Here is a 17,371-nt window from a genome sequence, read left to right on the forward strand (position 1 = left end):
AAGCAAAAAACTGAAAGAAAACTCTTCATATTTAGGTTATCGTTTATTTGAGCTTTTATTTTTACCAATCTAACTTACCAATGTTCCGTTCCCATTTCCCCTTTAAAAGGGCCTACTAAGTCTGGAGTGATCCATCCTGCATAAAATTTACTAGCTTGTGCTTCGACCCGTTTTCCATCTATATAACATTCAAGATGCTGAGGATAGAATGCTATATGATCTTTTAATGCTGAAAATTCTGAAAAAGGATTCGGATAGGACCAAGCAATGGGTTGGTCGATCAAGGTTTTTAAAGTCCAATAAATTGCATTTCCTTTCCATTCACACATGGAGGTCTTACCAAGTATTTTTACCAATTTGTTTATTTCAATATCAGATTTTGGTATATAATATGTTGGTGGACTAGCAGTCTCTAAAACAGCTAAAGAATTGTGAGAATCTGCTATCTTTTTACCTTGATAATTCACTGTTATTTGTTTGTTGATTTTTTCGATAATTGGAGGGCATGGAAAATCCCAAACGGATCGCTGACCCTTTTTTGGTGTTATTGCAAATGGAGGTCTTTCTTTACCCGTATTGCTCCAGCTGTCACGAGCCTTCTCTAACCAATTTATCGTCGTTCTTGTTTTATCCTTTCGTTTCATAGATTTAGCCTAAATATTCATCAGTTTATTGAATTTTATTAGATGTTTTATAGTTTTTTAAAAACCCAATATTTGCCTAATGGGCCAGCAGGCTCTAACCCGCATCTTTCCGCCAATTCTAGGTCTTCTTCTGTCACTATTTCAATTATATCTGGACAATTGTTGTCATCATCTGATTTACAAGAACCAAGCAGGTAAACAAACGATACGGCAAGTAATATTTTATAATTTTTCATCAGTTTATTTAAACTTTTATATCTTTTCTTTTTATTGGAGTATGATTCTAATTAAGGTCTTCAGTTTATTAAATTTTCCTTGTTTTTTTAATAGAAATAACAAACATTATCCCAAAAACATGGTTGTTCAGCCACAAACTTTAAACTAAGGTCCTCATCATTCAATATTTTATTATCAAAATAAATAATTTAAAGTATTATTAATTATAATACTATATATTATGTTAGAAAAACTGTTAAATTTACAAAATGTTCAAGTTTTAAATAAACAAGAACAACGCTCCGTCAAAGCAGGCTCCAATGTTCTTTGTGTAAAATACCCAGGTACTTTTCTATGTGTTGCCGATGAGTAAAAGCTAGAACTTAAAAGGTTATCCAATAAGTATTTAAAACGATCCGTTTGAGTGCAGTCGAAATATTATTAATCATCAGAATGATAAAGTTCCAACAGCGCCCAAACGGGTCCGTTTATTGAACTTTTGTTAATTTGATTCCTCTTTTATTTAAACCTTCAATTAAAGAAGGTGTTTTTAGTATTGTAGCTTCAAAATCAATCTTTCCATTCTTATGTTTTATACATATATCATTCTCTACAATACAGGGAAATAATATCTCTCCAACTGTTTTCTGAACTATTCATCAGTTTATTTAACTCTATTTGTTGTAATCGGATTACTCATTAATCCAACAATTTTAATTACTTCGCATTCACCTGTTTTAGTCCCTTCCATGAAATAACCTTTTGTTCCAACTCTTATTCTCTCTTGATGATAAGATCTAAGTTCATTATTTACAATCCACATTCGGGCTATTGCTTCTCTTTTGGCAACTTCTAATCCTATTAAATTACTGGTCATATCTTCAAACTCCGACCATATCATAAAAATCCCTTTCATTTTATGGTCAGTATGTTCATACCAAAAATCAGAACGTATTCCTTGAAAAGGGAGTGATTTTCGTCCTCCTTCATCTTTAGAATAAAACCTATATTTTACTTTAAAGTCTTTAGGATAACCTAGCCTTTGTTCTGACTTGTCCTAAAATTGCCTGACATTAGTATCATAAATTTGACCTAGAGTAAATAACTATCTTCTGACCTCTATAAAAGTATTAAGTCAAAGCAACTTTGCAGTAGTAATACTTCATTTTACCATGAGGTAAAAAAGATTATCCTCTTAAAACGATAAAAATTGCCTTTTATCGGAAATCCACATTTTTATAAAGTTTTATATTCATTTTTAGGAAGTTAGAGTGTTAATTTCATTATGAATTTAGAAACAAATCTGAGATTAAAAAATGAAAGAGGAGTTAAGCATTTCGGATTTAAGACAGGTTATACGTAACCTAATTACTTTCATCGCGGTGGATGGAAAGGAATATGTAAATGATGATAAAAAGCGTGAATATGTGGCAAATTACGTACTTCTTTTGGCAAAAATTATTAATCAGATAGATCAAGAAGAGCAAACTTCTTTAATTCAAAATATTTCGGATGATATATCTAACTATATGGAGTAGGGGGATAGTTTTTGGACTATATTTTATTATGTTAGATTTGGAAAGCCTTTTTTTTCATTAAGAAAGGCTTTCTTTTTTATTTGGTATTAGTCACATAACTTTAATATATTGAACATCGAAATCCCGAAATCGAAGATAAAGTGACTGAGCAAGAACGAATTGAGCAGCTAGAGCAAGAAAAACAGCAACTCCAAGATCAATTAGATCAAATAAAAAAAAGAAAAGAAAAGAAAAAGAGTATTGGATTTTGGATACTTAAAAAATCTAGCGTACCCCTTCTTGGGATAAGACTGAAAGGTAGTATTAATAATGCTATTACAGAGTATAAAGAAACCAAATCTGTATCTGTGGATACGGTTTCTGACGTGTCCTCTAATATTATTTGGCGTATTACTAGAATTGGCCTTTTTGGGTTACTTGTAACACTCATTCCTTCTGTTATCCTAATATATCAGACAAAACTCGTTATCAATCAGAATAGACTAGTAGATAACCAAAATGAATTGATAGAAGCGGAAAGAAGATCTTCTTTGGTTTTTATTATGGATAACCTACTTTCTGATCTTAGCGAAGAACTTAAGTATAAAGGATCTAGCGAGCGTAATATTAGTCCGGTTTTAGAAGCTAGAATAGCAAGTTTATCCAGAGCGATGAAACCTTATAAGTATAAAGAAGACGGAGAGCTGATTGATAAAAAAATAAGCCCAGAAAAAGGACAGTTATTATTTAGTCTAATAAGAAGTAATCTGGCAGATCAGTCATATAGGGAGATCTTGGATGCTTCAGATTTTAGCTATACCTATTTTAAAGATATATTTTTGGGTAGAGGAGTGAATCTTAGATATGTTAATTTAAGTCATTCAAATTTGTCCGAAGTAAATTTACCCGCGGCTAATTTGGAAAGAAGTGAATTGACGGAAGCGAATATGGAAAAAATAAACCTTTCTGATGCTATCCTGAAAAGAGCTAATCTTACGAATGCTAACCTTAGTAATTCAGAGTTATTAAGTTCTGATCTAACTAATGCCAAGCTATACGGAGCGGATCTAACAGAAGCAGATTTAACTGAAGCTATTTTATGGGGTGCGAAGTTGGAGGATGCTAACCTAACGGATGCAGTATTGGATAATGCTATCGTACATCGACAAGATTGGATAACGTATGTAACAGATTCATTGGATCTAAAAGGAGCCAGATCGATTCAAGATAAGTATAGAGTTAAAAAGCAAGGAAAACAGCAGTTTATTCTTGTTGCAAGGTAGAAGATGAATCTATCTCCTGGTTTTTAAAGATGAGACTGTGAATTTTATCAACTAGCCAATTTCCAGCTGGAAAATACAAAGCAAAAAATAGAGCCATTCCTAAACTGAAATTTTGAGGACTAAATAGTTGATCAAGAATGTTATTTGGATAGACATAAGAAGTTTGTAGCCAGTATCCTAAAAATTCTAGTATCCCCATAGCTACTAAACCGTATGCATATTGATTAAAGAAGTTATATTCTTTTAGCATAATAGATATAGGAACCATATACAAAATATAACAAGTGATAACCTGCCACCAGTTGGCAAATTTTGCTATCTCCATTTCGGCTCCAAATTGATTCATTCCTAATCCCCATAAAAAATAGATAGTAATATAAGAGAAAAGCAAAGTTTTAGGAGTCTGTCCTAACTTTTTTAGATTTCGAAATAGGATGTCTTTCATAATTAAAGGTCAATTTTTGTTAAGGTTCTAAACCAGGGTTTTTTACTAATACTATAGTTTTTTACATTACTTTCATTTAGAATAAAATCCAATTCGCTACGCGTAAAAGCTCTTTGGATAGCTACTAATCCATCTTTTTTTGCGATACTGGAAATCGGCATGATATAACTAGAATATTTAAATAATCTATAGGCAATTTTACTTCTTCTTAATTCACTGAATATAACATGGCTAATTCCTTTTTGTTGTGCTTTTTTTAAAAAGATTGGTAAATCACCATCCTTAAAGTGATACATAAAATGACTACTGATAAGGATATCACATTTTGGGATAGAGAAATGTTTGTCTAAAATATCATCAGTTTTAAACTTTACAATACTATGATTTTTGCATTTAGAAGTTGCATAAGCAATACTTTGCGGGTTACCGTCTATTCCAAGAAACGAAGTTTTTACATTATTCCGGTTTAGTTTTTTGAATATGTAATGAATACTATCACCTCCACCACAGCCCAAGTCTATAATATGAAAAGTCTTTTTCTCTGGGTTTGCCAGGCAATACTCAAGTAAACTATTAGTTAATTGCCTGTGATTTCCAAAGATTGTATTGATGAACTTTAGACTAGATAGCGTCTGTAACAATACCTCACCAGATAAAGATAGGTTATCCAATTGTTCAGTTGAATGTGCGCGCGTATTAAAATTCAAAATCTATAGCAAGTATTTGTTTTCCTAAGTCTCAATATTAATAATAACTTTACATTTAAAAGAGAATTTTATGAATAAAGAGTTTTTAAATCAAATCATAAGAGAACGTCGAGCCATATTTCCTTCTCAATATAATGATAAACCTGTTTCAAAAGAGTTTATTAAGGTTTTATTAAAAAACGCGAATTGGGCACCAACGCATAGATTAACGGAACCATGGCGTTTTAAAATTGTGCAAGGAGAAGCAAAAGATCGTTTAGGAGTATTCTTATCCGATACGTACACTGATATTACTCCAGAGGAAAGCTTTTCGCCTTTTAAGCATAAAAAGATTATGAATAAGTGTGCGTCTGCTAGTGCGATTATAGTAATATGTATGCAACGTGACCCTAAAGAAAGGGTTCCTGAATGGGAAGAAGTTGCAGCTACAGCAATGGCAGTTCAGAACATGTGGCTTACTTGTGCAGCCAATGAGGTAGGTTGCTATTGGAGTAGTCCTGCATTGATAAAATATATGAATGAATTTTTCGAATTTGAAGAAGGAGAACGTTGTTTAGGCTTTTTGTATTTAGGAAATTATGATAAAAATGAAGTGGTAAATTCTAAACGAAATTCTATTGAAGAAAAGGTAGAATGGCATGATTAAAAACAAAAAAACCATCCGCGGCGGCGGATGGTTTTTACATATATACTTCTTCTGTATATTATTGCTTTTTTAATGCATCGGTAGCTTTGCTAGCTCCTTCTTTTACAGCATCAGCACCTTCTTTCACAGCGTCTGTTGCAGCTTCAACTGCATCACCAGCAGCTTCTTTTGCAGCATCAACAGCTCCGTCTACTGCTTCACCAGCGGCTGCTTTTACAGAATCAACTGCTTCACCAGCAGCTTCTTTTACTTCCTCAACAGCTTCTTTCGCTTCTTCTTTTACTTCTTCAGCTGCTTCTTTTACTTCTTCCACAGCGTCATTAGCAGCATCCTCAGCGTTCTTTGTATCTCTACAAGAGGTTACTGAAACTGCTAACGTTAGAGCAATTGCTCCTAAAAATAATCTTTTCATAATTGATAGATTTAGTTAATTGGGTTATTGAACGCCAAATTTAACATTTTATTTTATATTTCGTTTTTTTCTATCAAGTATTTCCAATAGCGCTTGGGAAGATGCTGTAGATGCAGTTTTGAGTTTTTTCTGGATTTAATATTAACGCTGTTAAAATAAGTTTGCCATAGCTTCTGAAAATCTAACTCGTTATCAGCGTAGTTTTCCTTTTGAACACTTGTGTTTAGTTTTGAAAAAAAATCTAAGGTTATTATGTCTACTTTATCAAGATCATAATATAATCCATAGGATCGCTTGATATCATAGATTAACCATTTTTGGTCTGCATATCGATCTTTGAAGTGATATATCAACAATGGTAAAACATTAAAGTCGGGCTCTATAGTTGAAACAAAAATATCATCTTTTGTTCGTTGGAATCGAACGAAAGCCTCCATCCTATGTTTTTCTCTTCCAACCATTTTAGCTACTTGACTGATTTTAAGGATATCTTTATTGCTGTAGTCAATAAGAGTAGCATTAGGTGTGTCGAAAATATTCTTAATATAGCATAGAAGCGTATTTTCTACTCCTTTAATTTCGCTTAGAAAAGCTTTGAAAAGAATTTTCTGTTGCGAGGATGGTATTTTAGTTTTTATACCCTTCCATACCCGATTAGATTTTGTTTCATCAGTAATAATTGTTTCAGAAATTGTAAATAGCTGATTATTGGATTCAGATTCTTTTCTAATAATGGGAGTACCTATTTTTTGCTCATATACAGTAAATACACAGGTTAAGAATCCATCAAAACTTCCGTCATATAATAAAATAGTTTGTGGATTCATGTCTGGATTTGCTAGAAAAGACTCAATTGATTAGTAAAATACTTAGTGTGTTTACTTTTGGAAGTTTTTAGAATGATATTCTTTAGCGTATATGGAGTTATATCTTTGTGGTAAAAGTCTTTAGAGTTACATATAATGAAATGTTGTGCTCTGTTTAATGCGATACCAATTGCTTTGAGATGTGTCCAATCTAATTTTCTGAATTTTCTTGCCTGTAGTATTTTTGAAACTGATTGCATCCCAATTCCAGGTATTCTAGCTAAAATGTTTTTGTCCGCTTTGTTAATGTCAACTGGGAAAAAATCCAAATTACGTAATGCCCAGCTTAACTTGGGGTCAATATCAAGTGCTAAGTTTTTATATTGGTCATTTAATAATTCGCTTACAGAAAATCCGTAAAATCTTAATAACCAATCAGTTTGATATAATCTGTTTTCTCGAAGAATAGGCACTTCGGTTTGTAAAGAAGGTAAACGATTATCAGTCGTAACCGGAACATAACCAGAGTAATATACCCTTCGCATATTAAATTTTTTGTAATAGTAGGTGGCAGAATACATAATGTCCTTATCGCTTTCTCCCGTAGCACCAATAATCATTTGAGTGCTTTGTCCTGCGGGAGCATACCTAGGTGTGCTTTTTATGATTTTTCGTTCTGCTTTATACTGAAGGATTTCGTTTTTTACCTTTTGCATTGGTTTTATAAAATCCTCGTGTTTTTTATCAGGTGCTAAAAGTTTAAGTCCCGATATAGTAGGTATTTCTATATTAACACTAAGACGATCCGCATACAATCCAGCTTCTCTCATGAGTTCATCACTGGTCCCTGGAATCGATTTTAAATGAATATATCCGTTAAAATTCTCTTCTAACCGAAGTTTTTTGGCAACTGCAACCAATCGTTCCATAGTATAATCAGAATTTTTAAAAATTCCTGAACTAAGAAACAATCCTTCTATGTAATTTCTACGATAAAAATTAATGGTGAGATCTACAACCTCTTGTATTTTAAAGGCTGCTCTTTTTATATCGTTACTTTTTCTTGTAACACAGTACGCACAGTCAAAAATACAATGATTGGTGAGCAAAATTTTTAATAGAGATACACAACGACCATCTTCGGTATAACTATGACATATGCCCATGCCTGTGTTATTACCTATGCCTTTATTGGTGTTTTCTCTTTTTCCTCCACTACTAGCACAGGATACATCATACTTGGCGGCATCCGCAAGAATCGAAAGCTTTTCACGCATTCTCTCAAACGACATACCTGCTTCTATTGGATAGCTTAATTTGATGTTTTAAAGCTCTGAAAATTTCTTCTATATCTACCAGAATTTGATAATCTGTAAAACGTAATACTGTTATCCCTAAGGAATGAATGTGTAGTTTTTTCGGAGTATCTTGACTATAAACTTCGGAGAATTCGTGTGCGTATCCATCAATCTCCAGAGCAATTTTTAATGAAGGACAGTAAAAATCAAAAGTGTAGTTGTGAATCTTATGGTTTCTTTTAAAGAGAAATCCTTTTTCGATTAACCGTTTGTAAAGTTCCTCTGTAGCAGGAATTGAATTGTTTAATGAATATCGAATAGTTTTTTCTGATTCTGGTCGGTGTAAAACAATTTGTGATGTCATATGGATTTAGTTAACTAGTAATTTTTCCAAATTTATGGAAATATTCCAACAAAATAAAAATGAAACTGTGTTAAAATTGGAAATATTCCAAAAAAGAGTATATTTGTTACATAATTATCCCAAATCAGAGTAACAGAAATGTATACTAATTTATAAATCAGAGTTGTATGGATAATTTAACTAACCAAACCATTCAACGCTTTAAATCGATCCGTGAGGAAAATCATTTTACACAATCTGATTTTGCCAGAGTTCTGAATATTAAGAATTCTACTGCGGATATAGAAAGAGGGAAAACGAAAATTTCGGGAAAAGTCGTTTCTAAATTACTTCAGGAATTTGGAGTAAATCCTCTTTGGTTGTTTGGCGAGAGTGAGCAAAAGAGAATCCAGTTGCATAATGGTGATGTAGCACCAAAAATAGTTACTGTAGATTCAGAAAATAATGAGAATATAGTTCTTGTTAATGTAAAAGCAGCAGCTGGTTATCCGCATAACGTTCAGGATGTGGATTGGTATCAGCAACTACCTGCTTTTGATATTCCTCTTCCGGAATATAGAAATGCTACGTATAGAGGTTTTCAGGTAGAAGGTGATAGCATGTTACCTGTTTTAGAGCCCAAAGAATGGGTTATAGGTAGAGCGGTAAATAATCTTTCTGAGTTAAGAAGTAATGCGCTTTATGTAGTTGTATTGCAGGATAGTGTAGTGGTGAAAAAAGTGAGGAAAAATGAGGATTCTTCTGTGTTGACATTAATTTCACTAAATACTGACTATTTGCCATATACCATTCAAACACATCAGGTTGTAGAGGTTTGGGAGGTGAATAGCAAGCTTAGTTTCAATATTGATGCGAATTCTGATGCAGCAAGTATTAAGCAGTTGCAAGATGCGATGTTAACGCTTACTTCGGAAGTTAGAAGTTTGAAAAATTAAGTAATAAACCCGTGTTTTCTAGCATGTTCTTCAGCTTCTTGTGATGAATGAACAAGAAGGATAGGAGTGGTGGTAAAAGAATTGATGATCTTTATGATTCTTTTTTCTTTTCTTTTATGATTCACACTTCTCAAGTAGATTGCTAAAATTCTATTTGGGTATTTTGTTGCTATTTCAGTATAGATATCCGCATCTTTTTCTCCACTATCTCCGATAAGAATAAATTTTAAATTGGGATATATTTTTATAAGATTTAAAATTTCAGATTGTTTATGAGGCGCTTTAGGTTTGGGTGTTTTATCAAAGGGTGTTCTAAAATCTCTTAGCAGAATAGGACCTTCAGGAAAATAGTGTTTTTTCAGAAAAGCTGTTAAGTAATCATATAAATTCCAAGGGCTATTACTAACATAAAATATAGGATTAACAGATATAGTGTTTTTACCTAGTTTTAACTTTTGATAGAATTGAACGGTTCCTTCCAAAGGCAATCTTCTGTCAAAATTTTTAAAAAAAGTATTCGCAATCACTCTCCATTTGAACAATGAAGCAACTCCAGTATGCAAAATAGTATCATCAATATCACTGATGACGCCATATGATGCATTTTTAGAAGGTGTTAACATTCTTCCTTCGAATATGTTATCCTGTATGATCCTTTTGTTATTGCTCTTGTAGGAAACAATATAGGGTATCCACCCATCTTTATCTATTAATTCAATAGAATCGGATAAAAGTTCATCAAAACTATAATATCCTTCGAGGTCTGTGGCTGTGGAGAATTTTTGACCGTTTGATAGTTTTAGCTCAACACGTGCTTTTCTTATTTCATCGCTTTCAAACTGTTTAAAGATATTATATAATGTTTTAAGAATCCCTGTATTACCATCAAAATTAATGTTCTCGTCTTCTAAAGCTCTGCCTGTAGCTCTTAATCTGGTTGTTGTACCATACCCTAGATAAGAATTAATTCGTAATGGTTTTTTTTTGAACATAGAATTTTCTTAAAGAAGTTTAAACGACTTCGAAGTATAAAGATAAAAAACCCCGCTAATTAGCGAGGTTCTTTAGTGGATAGCTTTTAAAAATTATTTTATAGAAGCTCTAATTTCTTCAATTTTAGTTTTCACTTCTTCTTCGGTGCCTTTTAGTTTTTTGGTTTCTACAAAAGTCTTACCATTTTCAGTTTTTGTGATAGTGACTTCGGCATTACCCATATCTCCATTCATATTCATTTTAACTTCAATTTGTTTTTCAACTGGGTCAGAAGATGATTTCGTCTCAATAACTTCAATTTCGTTAGTCGCTACTGCGGTTTCAGAAGTGTGACCACCAAGAATAGGAGCAATTACAAGCCCTATAAGACAAGTTAGTTTAATCAATATGTTCATAGATGGTCCTGAAGTATCTTTGAAAGGATCTCCAACTGTATCACCGGTCACGGCAGCTTTATGAGCATCAGAACCTTTGTAAGTCATCTCTCCATTAATTTCTACACCAGCTTCAAATGATTTTTTTGCGTTATCCCATGCACCACCAGCATTGTTTTGAAATATTGCCCATAAAACACCAGATACAGTAACTCCTGCCATATATCCTCCTAACATTTCGGCAATTGCTAAGGTGTCCATTCCGAATAATAATGGAACAAATGCTATTACTAAAGGAAATCCAATAGTTAGTAGTCCAGGTAACATCATTTCCTTTAAAGAAGCTTGTGTCGAAATTGCAACACACTTATCATATTCAGGTTTTCCTGTACCTTCCATAATTCCTGGGATGTCTCTAAACTGACGACGTACTTCCTGCACCATTTCCATTGCTGCTTTCCCAACGGCATTCATTGCTAAGGCAGAAAATACTACGGGTACCATTCCTCCAACAAATAACATTGCTAATACGGGAGCTTTAAAAATATTAATCCCATCTATTCCTGTAAAAGTTACATACGCGGCAAATAAAGCTAAAGATGTTAATGCAGCAGAAGCAATAGCAAAACCTTTTCCAGTTGCGGCGGTTGTGTTTCCAACTGAATCTAAGATATCAGTACGTTCTCGTACGATTGGTTCTTGTTCACTCATTTCTGCAATTCCTCCAGCATTATCGGATATAGGTCCGAATGCATCAATTGCTAATTGCATAGCTGTTGTGGCCATCATAGCAGAGGCTGATAAAGCCACTCCATAAAATCCTGCAAAGGCATAAGATGCCCAGATGGCTCCTGCAAATAATAATACAGAAGGGAATGTAGAAATCATACCAGTTGCCAAACCTGCTATAATATTGGTTCCCGCACCTGTGCTTGACTGTTGTACAATTTTAAGGATTGGAGATTTACCTAATCCCGTGTAGTACTCAGTTACTGATGAAATTACAGCTCCAACTATTAGTCCAACAAGTGTTGCATAAAATACACGCATTGCAGAAATCTCTATAAGTCCTTCTCCAAAGAACTCCATTTTCATTGTTTCAGGAAGCATCCACTTGCACAAACCGAAACAAGCTGCTGCTACCAATATAATTGATGTCCAGTTACCAACATTAAGTGCTCCCATTACTTGAGCTTCTTTAGCATCGTTACTTTTAATTTTTACCAACATAGTACCAATAACAGAAATAATAATTCCTGCACCGGCAATTGCCATTGGCAATAAGATTGGACCAATACCTCCAAAAAGATCAGAGATTGCACCTCCCATATCTTTGATCACATAGTTTCCTAGTACCATTGCAGCTAATACCGTGGCTACATAAGAACCAAATAAATCAGCACCCATACCTGCAACATCACCAACATTATCTCCAACGTTATCTGCAATTGTAGCAGGGTTACGTGGGTCGTCTTCAGGAATACCGGCTTCGACTTTACCTACTAAATCTGCTCCTACATCAGCTGCTTTAGTATAGATACCTCCACCTACACGAGCAAATAAAGCAATAGATTCAGCCCCCAAAGAAAACCCGGCTAAAGTCTCAAGAACAATAGTCATGTCCATTGTATTGGTCCATTCTCCACCCATAAAAAAGTGAAAAAAGAATATGAAGAAAGCGGTCAAGCCTAATACAGCTAAACCTGCAACACCAAGTCCCATTACAGTACCACCTCCAAAAGAAATTTTAAGTGCATTTGGTAAACTGGTACGAGCAGCTTGCGTTGTTCTTACATTAGTTTTTGTAGCTATTTTCATTCCTATGTTACCTGCAAAAGCAGAGAAAACTGCTCCGAATATAAAAGCAATTACAATTAACCAATGAGTAGTAGGTACTACAAAAGAAACAATTGTTAGTAATACACTAACTATCACCACAAATATCGCAAGTAATTTGTACTCTGCATTTAGAAAAGCTAAGGCTCCTTCGTAGATATGATCCGAAATTTCTTTCATTTTACCATCACCGGCATCTTGTTTCATTACCCAAGATTTTTTAACCAGCATATAAATAAGCCCTAATAGTGCCAAAACAATTGGCATATAAATCATATTTGATTCCATTAAATGTGTTTTTAGTTAATTAGTGGCTAAATGTAGTAAAATAAAGCTAAAAAGAAAAAGCGCAATATTTCTAAGAAAATATTGCGCTTTTATTTATTTTTTGTATAGACTTTTAGTGAATACTAAATAAACCTTCAGGTTTATTTGGTATATCCTCAAAACGTTTTACACAGTCATTGATGATTTTCTTAGCTTCATCTATATTACCCCATCCACCAACATCAACTTTCTTTTTCTCAAGATCTTTATAAACCTGGAAAAAATGTTCTATTTCTTTTATTAGATGTGGATTCATTTCTTTTAGATCTGCTAATCGACTAGCGATAGGATCAGCTACTGGTACACAGATAATTTTTTCGTCTGGACCTTTTTCATCCGCCATATGGAAAACACCTATTGGTTTTACTTCCATTACACATCCAGGAAAAGTAGGTTCTGTTACTAATACCAGAACATCTAGTGGGTCTCCATCCAATGCTAAAGTTTCTGGTATGAATCCATAATCTGCAGGATACATCATAGAAGAAAAAATCATGCGATCATATCGGATCTTTTTTATATCAAAATCGTATTCATACTTATTACGACTTCCTTTTGGTATTTCGATTAGTACATCGAAACTTTCACGGGTTGCTGCGCTCATATTCTTATTCTCATTTTTATGGGCGGCAAATATAAGTATTACAAGGGGTTGGTTAAAATTTATAACCAAAAATAATGGGTATATGTGCTAAATTTTAATGTTATGGTAACCTACAAGCTTTTCGTAAAATGTTTTTGATGATTTTCAGAACGAAATCACTAATAATTCGTACGGATAAATTAGTGCTGACGAATTTATTTCTGGTTTTTAGAAATAGAATCCAAAGGATCCTGTTACCCCAAAATCACGCGCATCAGGATTATCAAAGTAATTTCCTCTAAAGTGGAAGTCAATTCTGAAGATTTTAAAGATATTTCCAACCCCAACACTATATTCCCAATATATTTCATCATCAGGAGCTCCTACAGTTTGTAAAAAGCCAGAAGCATCCAGAGCAATGTTTTCATCAGATAGTTCTCCCCATACTCCACGAACACCAACAAGTTCACGTAGGTTTAATTTTCTAAGTAATGGTATTCTAGAAAAAATTCTACCATTGAAGTTATGTTCAATATGAACTGCAGCATAGGTGTCAGTCACAAATTCATAAAAGTTCAATAATGGGAATGTGTTCTGAATTGATAAATACGTTTGATTACCCGGTACTACGCTTAATAGTCCAAGCGGAACTTCTCCAAAAGTCTTTCCTACTTCTAAAGAGCTGTTTAGAACTCCAAATCCACCAATGTTCCAAGGTTGGCGATAGAAAAATTGAAGTTTTTGATATTCAAAATCACTTTCTAATATATGGTCTAAACCTAAAGAGTAATTAAGGAATAATTGAGCAAAGTCGCCATCATTAACGGTAACTCTATCTACACCATATCCAGTAGTTTTTCGTTTTGGGTAGTATGCTAGCGTAGTCGAAATTTCTGCCTGTTTTATTTCTGATCTTAGTTCACCTGTATCGGGATCAATAAAATCTAAACTAAACAAGTTACCATCTGCGGGTTTCAATGTTCTGAAAGAGCCTGTAACTCCAAGAGTAAAGTTCTTTCTAGGTTCTATTTGCATAGAAAAGGCAGATAGGTTAATAGAAGTCAATCTACTGTTATCTCCTGTTGCTACAATAGAGGAAGATGCTAAACTTCTACCTTCTACATCATTGGTATTGGTAAGACTGGCTCCAAGTTGTTCTACATCTCTTCGATTCCCTGCAGAAACGATTAATCTAGATTTTCGGTCTACAAGATACTTTCCAGAAATTCCATACTTAAATTTATTGTCCCTAAAGCCGTAGGCACCATATCCTTCTATTCTCCATCGATCATTTGCTGTGAAATATGTTCTACCTCCAGCTCTCAATCTAAAACCCTCTATAGTGTTATAACCAATAGTAGAAAATAATGGACCAAAATCCCAGCCATTAAATTCTACATAACCTGTAGCTAGTATGGTTCCAATATTATATAATCTTTTAAATGCTTTAACTGTTTTTAAGGTATCTAAAAGTTTATATACTTTTTGTTCGTCTTTGTTTAGGTCTTCCATTCTGGCATTTGTCCAAAATGAATCATCACGATTATAAATTTCTTGATTATAAGGGTCTACTTGGCTCTGATAGAATTTTCTGTCTTTCTTCTGATCAAATTTATAATTATCGTAAAGAGTTGTTCTTTTACCATATACTCCTCTGGATTTTTCTTTTTTATTGAAGGCGAAATCAGACTGAAAGTAATCTTTTGTAATTAAAAATATAGAATCGTTAAGAACATCAAATTCCTGTTCAATATATAGGTCTTTTACCCAGTTAATATTAGCACTCTTAGTAACTTCTAGATTAATTTCTTTGATTGCCCAGGTCGTATCGTTTACCCAAAAATCTCCTTTAAAGGTTAGTTCATTTTTTCTTCTTGGGTAATAGATAATGTTATAGCACCATTTATCACCAATGTAAGCACTATCAGAAAGGACATAGTTATACACGCTGATTCCGGTTCTGGATAATGGACTTGTAAAACTTTTGTCAAAGAACTTTAGATAATTATCATAGATATCGTAATCAGAGTATAGGTCTTTTACGAAAGCAATAAGCGTTTGGTTATCACTAAAACCTGCATTTTTGTTTCCATTCAGCACTTCTTTAAGTTCGTTAAGTTCATTATCACCATATACTTTGGATATAGCCTCATTCAGAAAAATGGGAAGGTATGTTTTTCCGGTTATTCTTGAAGTATCGATATCTTCAAAAATAAATTCCATACCATTAAAAATCCTACTATTTACCAATGCACTATCAATAGTATTAAGGTCAAATTCTAACTTTTCATACTTATCGTAGTTGTATTGCTTGAATTTCTTAACGCCATTTACTCTTCTATTATCCCAAATTTTACGAAGGATATCTATAGCAGGGTTATTTTTTTTAGAGGTTTTACCCTTGTATATAACAACTTCATCCAGAGAAGCTGCTTCTTCTTCCAGAGCAACCTCCATGTTGTAAGTAGTTCGTTTAGAAAGTTTTATTGTTTTTGTTTCAAAACCAATAAAAGAAACTTTAACACTATTATGATTTTGATCAGATTCCATATAGAACTTACCATTTTCATCTGTAATAGTTCCTATTGTAGAATTTACAAAAACAATGTTTGCGAAAGGGACAGCTTGTTTGTTACTGTCATATACATGACCACTTACTTTGGTCTGTCCGAAAATGAAAGAGCTGCTAAATGCAAAAAATAAAAACCCTAAAACCCAATATCTCATCTAATATTTTTATAAACTTATAATAATTGATGTAAAGCTCATTTGGTGTCACAATTTTCAGGCCACTTTTAAAAATGATAAGTTTTGGCGTTAAAAATAGTGAAACGCAAATTAACAGGGTTCATTTTATTTATACATTACTTTTTTGACAGCTTTAACAACATCTTTACTATTTGGTAACCATTCTTCAAATAAAACAGGAGAATATGGAGTAGGGGTATCTGCTGTGTTTATTTTTATAATAGGAGCATCCAAATAATCAAAAATATTAGATTGAACTTGGTATGTGATTTCCGAAGCAATATTAGCAAGAGGCCACGCTTCTTCAAGTATGACTAATCGATTTGTTTTTTTTACGGAAGCAAAAATTGCATCCAGATCAAGAGGACGAACTGTCCTTAGGTCAATAATTTCACAAGAAATATTTTCTTTAGCGAGCTCATCTGCTGCTTTATAGGCTTCTTTAATTATTTTTCCGAAGGAAACAATAGTTACATCATTACCTTCTCTTTTGGTCTCTGCTACACCAAGAGGAATCGTATATTCACCTTCTGGTACTTCACCTTTATCTCCATACATTTGCTCACTTTCCATAAAAATAACTGGATCGTTATCACGAATAGCAGATTTTAATAATCCTTTAGCATCTTTTGGATTAGATGGGATCACAACTTTCAAGCCTGGAGTATTAGCGAACCAATTCTCAAAAGCTTGGGAATGTGTAGCACCTAATTGACCAGCTGAAGCTGTAGGACCTCTAAAAACGATCGGAATGTTAAACTGACCTCCACTCATCTGACGCATTTTTGCAGCATTATTGATAATTTGATCAATACCAACTAATGAAAAGTTAAAAGTCATATATTCTACAATAGGACGATTGCCATTCATAGCACTTCCTATTGCGATTCCAGAAAAGCCTAATTCAGAAATAGGAGTATCAATAACCCTGTCTGATCCAAACTCATCGAGCATTCCTTTACTAGCCTTATAAGCTCCATTATACTCAGCCACTTCTTCACCCATTAAGTAAATAGACTCATCTCTGCGCATTTCTTCGCTCATTGCTTCGCAAATTGCTTCTCTGAATTGTATCGTTTTCATTTATAAAATAATTATTTTTGTGCTACACGAAAGGCAAAAGTAGCAATTAATACCCTTTACTGATCACTGAAAATTGAAAAATTTACTATGCATGCATAGTAAATTCGACATTTTATTCGTACTTTCGCTTTTATTATTAAATTCTCAAAAAATA

Annotated in this window: 18 protein-coding genes; 4 read left to right on the forward strand and 14 right to left on the reverse strand. The window is 33.4% G+C overall.

Features of this window, described 5'->3' with window-relative positions; all coding sequences use genetic code 11:
- Nucleotides 1-74: 74 nt before the first annotated feature.
- The 3 genes from Q0910_RS08160 to Q0910_RS08170 form a co-directional block, all read right to left on the reverse strand.
- Complete coding sequence (locus tag Q0910_RS08160) at nt 75-644, reverse strand: DUF427 domain-containing protein (protein WP_299214686.1); 570 nt, start codon at nt 642-644, stop codon at nt 75-77.
- A 47-nt stretch (nt 645-691) separates the two neighbouring features.
- Nucleotides 692-880: a hypothetical protein gene (locus Q0910_RS08165; protein WP_299214689.1), complete on the reverse strand. Its 189-nt coding sequence runs from the start codon at nt 878-880 to the stop codon at nt 692-694.
- Between the two features lie 644 nt (nt 881-1,524).
- Nucleotides 1,525-1,776 (reverse strand): hypothetical protein, encoded by a 252-nt coding sequence (locus Q0910_RS08170; RefSeq protein WP_299214692.1) that lies wholly within the window; start codon nt 1,774-1,776, stop codon nt 1,525-1,527.
- Nucleotides 1,777-2,176: 400 nt separating this feature from the next.
- On the opposite strand from Q0910_RS08170, the gene Q0910_RS08175 reads away from it, so the two are divergent.
- Together Q0910_RS08175 and Q0910_RS08180 are read left to right on the forward strand one after the other, a co-directional pair.
- Nucleotides 2,177-2,398, forward strand: coding sequence for a hypothetical protein (locus tag Q0910_RS08175; protein ID WP_299214695.1), 222 nt, complete (start codon nt 2,177-2,179; stop codon nt 2,396-2,398).
- A 140-nt stretch (nt 2,399-2,538) separates the two neighbouring features.
- Nucleotides 2,539-3,660, forward strand: coding sequence for a pentapeptide repeat-containing protein (locus Q0910_RS08180; protein ID WP_299214698.1), 1,122 nt, complete (start codon nt 2,539-2,541; stop codon nt 3,658-3,660).
- Here the strand turns inward: Q0910_RS08180 and Q0910_RS08185 are convergent.
- Together Q0910_RS08185 and Q0910_RS08190 are read right to left on the reverse strand one after the other, a co-directional pair.
- A complete protein-coding gene (locus Q0910_RS08185) occupies nt 3,641-4,105 on the reverse strand; it encodes a hypothetical protein (protein ID WP_299214701.1) in 465 nt (154 codons plus the stop codon). The genes Q0910_RS08180 and Q0910_RS08185 overlap by 20 nt on opposite strands.
- Before the next feature lie 2 nt (nt 4,106-4,107).
- Nucleotides 4,108-4,812, reverse strand: a complete 705-nt coding sequence (locus Q0910_RS08190) for a methyltransferase domain-containing protein (protein ID WP_299214704.1) — start codon at nt 4,810-4,812, stop codon at nt 4,108-4,110.
- A gap of 70 nt (nt 4,813-4,882) precedes the next feature.
- Between Q0910_RS08190 and Q0910_RS08195 the strand changes: the two genes are divergently transcribed.
- Nucleotides 4,883-5,458 carry a nitroreductase gene (locus tag Q0910_RS08195; RefSeq protein ID WP_299214706.1) on the forward strand — a complete coding sequence of 192 codons (576 nt, stop codon included), beginning with the start codon at nt 4,883-4,885 and terminating at the stop codon, nt 5,456-5,458.
- 58 nt (nt 5,459-5,516) lie between these two features.
- On the opposite strand, the gene Q0910_RS08200 is transcribed toward Q0910_RS08195, so the two are convergent.
- The 4 genes from Q0910_RS08200 to Q0910_RS08215 are packed head-to-tail and all read right to left on the reverse strand — an operon-like array spanning nt 5,517 to nt 8,338.
- Nucleotides 5,517-5,870 carry a hypothetical protein gene (locus Q0910_RS08200; protein WP_299214709.1) on the reverse strand — a complete coding sequence of 118 codons (354 nt, stop codon included), beginning with the start codon at nt 5,868-5,870 and terminating at the stop codon, nt 5,517-5,519.
- Between the two features lie 53 nt (nt 5,871-5,923).
- Nucleotides 5,924-6,697, reverse strand: coding sequence for a TIGR03915 family putative DNA repair protein (locus tag Q0910_RS08205; protein WP_299214711.1), 774 nt, complete (start codon nt 6,695-6,697; stop codon nt 5,924-5,926).
- Nucleotides 6,698-6,708: 11 nt separating this feature from the next.
- Nucleotides 6,709-7,968, reverse strand: a complete 1,260-nt coding sequence (locus tag Q0910_RS08210; RefSeq protein ID WP_299214715.1) for a putative DNA modification/repair radical SAM protein — start codon at nt 7,966-7,968, stop codon at nt 6,709-6,711.
- A complete protein-coding gene (locus Q0910_RS08215) occupies nt 7,958-8,338 on the reverse strand; it encodes a DUF559 domain-containing protein (RefSeq protein WP_299214718.1) in 381 nt (126 codons plus the stop codon). The genes Q0910_RS08210 and Q0910_RS08215 overlap by 11 nt, the downstream gene beginning before the upstream one ends.
- Nucleotides 8,339-8,505: 167 nt before the next feature.
- Here Q0910_RS08215 and Q0910_RS08220 point away from each other — a divergent pair, with 167 nt between their 5' ends.
- Nucleotides 8,506-9,273, forward strand: a complete 768-nt coding sequence (locus Q0910_RS08220; protein WP_299214721.1) for an XRE family transcriptional regulator — start codon at nt 8,506-8,508, stop codon at nt 9,271-9,273.
- Here Q0910_RS08220 and Q0910_RS08225 read toward each other — a convergent pair.
- The 5 genes from Q0910_RS08225 to Q0910_RS08245 form a co-directional block, all read right to left on the reverse strand.
- Nucleotides 9,270-10,265: a phosphatase domain-containing protein gene (locus Q0910_RS08225; RefSeq protein ID WP_299214724.1), complete on the reverse strand. Its 996-nt coding sequence runs from the start codon at nt 10,263-10,265 to the stop codon at nt 9,270-9,272. The two genes, Q0910_RS08220 and Q0910_RS08225, sit on opposite strands and share 4 nt — an antisense overlap.
- A gap of 93 nt (nt 10,266-10,358) precedes the next feature.
- Nucleotides 10,359-12,764, reverse strand: a complete 2,406-nt coding sequence (locus Q0910_RS08230; RefSeq protein ID WP_299214727.1) for a sodium-translocating pyrophosphatase — start codon at nt 12,762-12,764, stop codon at nt 10,359-10,361.
- Nucleotides 12,765-12,876: 112 nt separating this feature from the next.
- Entirely contained in the window at nt 12,877-13,407 is a 531-nt protein-coding gene (locus tag Q0910_RS08235) for an inorganic diphosphatase (protein WP_299214730.1), read from the reverse strand.
- A gap of 207 nt (nt 13,408-13,614) precedes the next feature.
- Nucleotides 13,615-16,113: a DUF5686 and carboxypeptidase-like regulatory domain-containing protein gene (locus Q0910_RS08240; protein WP_299214732.1), complete on the reverse strand. Its 2,499-nt coding sequence runs from the start codon at nt 16,111-16,113 to the stop codon at nt 13,615-13,617.
- Between the two features lie 126 nt (nt 16,114-16,239).
- Entirely contained in the window at nt 16,240-17,217 is a 978-nt protein-coding gene (locus Q0910_RS08245) for a pyruvate dehydrogenase complex E1 component subunit beta (RefSeq protein ID WP_299214735.1), read from the reverse strand.
- Nucleotides 17,218-17,371 lie beyond the last annotated feature (154 nt).

The sequence above is a fragment of the uncultured Aquimarina sp. genome (genome assembly GCF_947495315.1).
GTDB lineage: Bacteria > Bacteroidota > Bacteroidia > Flavobacteriales > Flavobacteriaceae > Aquimarina.